The sequence below is a fragment of the Singulisphaera rosea genome (assembly GCF_054877945.1).
The window spans coordinates 1-1,336 of record NZ_JBTYIP020000082.1 but is presented as its reverse complement, the minus strand read 5'-3'; the positions used below and the strand labels follow the sequence as shown (position 1 = coordinate 1,336).

The following is a 1,336-nucleotide window of genomic DNA, read 5'->3' as shown; positions in this document are numbered from 1 at the left end:
CACTGCTCGTCGCTGAGGTCGGAAGGATAGGACTTACGCATGGGAATAATCCTCGGACAGATGTCGATCGGCCTGACTCCTTCTACAGGTGTAGGTTACGAAATTTTCGGATTACCGGATAGCCTCTGAGTGCCATCCAAATCGGTTTTGAGGCAGGACAACCCTTAGAACAATCGTAAGCGCCCGAGTTGGCCAGGGTCGACGGTTTGCGAGCCGGCCCGGGCCGCGATTCGTCGGAGACCACGGACACGGCGAGGCGTCGTCGCCTCGCGCGATTCACTCGGCCGTCATTCCGAGGCCACGTCGCCTCGCTCGATTCACTTCGCCGTGCGTCGATCCGTTCGCCGTTGATCCTCCGAGCGGTCGCCACCCATCGAGTCGGGGATCGTCCGAACCGGGTGGAACCTCGTGCGAATAAACGCCGGCCAAAGCCCCAACGATATTTTATATGAGTCACGTGGCGAGGCTCGCAAGAGATTGCTGGATAAGCATCGCGTCTTTGAAGTTGCCGATCGGCAGCGGTGCGATCGAGAGTGCCATCCGTCGGGTGGTGAATCTGCGATTGAAGGGGCCGAGCATCTACTGGCACAAGACGAGTGCGGAGGCCGTCCTCCTGCTCCGCTCGTATTACAAGGCGGGCCGCTGGAATCATATTGAGAGACAAGCGTTTACGACAACTCCAGGGATCGCGGCTTGAACCGAAAAAATCGGATCGGTCCCGGCTTACCCTTAGGCTTGTACCAGACGACCACCTGATCCGAGTCCCCCTGCGCCAGCACCCATCGCGAACGAGGCAGCCCCGGCATGTCCTTCGCCCCCCCTCGAGTCCCCGGCCGGCCGGGAGTGAAGTCGACGATCTGCTTCTGATGGATCCGAAACACACCGTGCAACTTGCGGCCGCGCAATAGGGCGAGATGGGCATAGGAGCAGAACCCACGATCCCCCAGTACGAGGTCGCCGGCCTCCAACTCGCTCGAGATCGCCGCGGCCCGAGACATCTCGTGGCTTCGCAACGGTGCCGTTATCGAGCGGAGCAGCATCCCGGTCGTGAGATCGAACATGACCAACCACTTGGCGACGGGGAAGCCGCATCCCTTCTTCTGATTGCCGGGTTGGCCGAAGTGTTGTTGCAACTCGGGCTCGTCGGGCATAGAGAAGCCCGAGCCGTCGACGACCCAGACCCGATGGCCGAGCCACCGCGAAGTGTCGGCGGTCGCCGCCCGCGACGTGGCGGCGACCTTCTCGAGGAGCCAGTGGAGGACGGCCAGCGGGAGCCGCTTGCGGGCCTGGCAGTAGGCGCTGTCGGTGAAGGACCAGTTGCCGAAGTGGGCGACGT

At 62.1% G+C, this 1,336-nt stretch carries 2 protein-coding genes; one reads left to right on the top strand and one right to left on the bottom strand.

Annotated elements, in window-relative coordinates; genetic code table 11:
- Positions 1-448 precede the first annotated feature (448 nt).
- The gene (locus ACYOEI_RS41035) at positions 449-697 is read left to right on the top strand and encodes a hypothetical protein (protein WP_462856470.1); all 249 of its coding nucleotides are present in this window, start codon (positions 449-451) and stop codon (positions 695-697) included.
- Here ACYOEI_RS41035 and ACYOEI_RS41030 read toward each other — a convergent pair.
- Positions 669-1,336 (bottom strand): transposase (locus tag ACYOEI_RS41030; protein ID WP_462856469.1); only part of this gene is annotated, 668 nt, incomplete at its 5' end. The two genes, ACYOEI_RS41035 and ACYOEI_RS41030, sit on opposite strands and share 29 nt — an antisense overlap.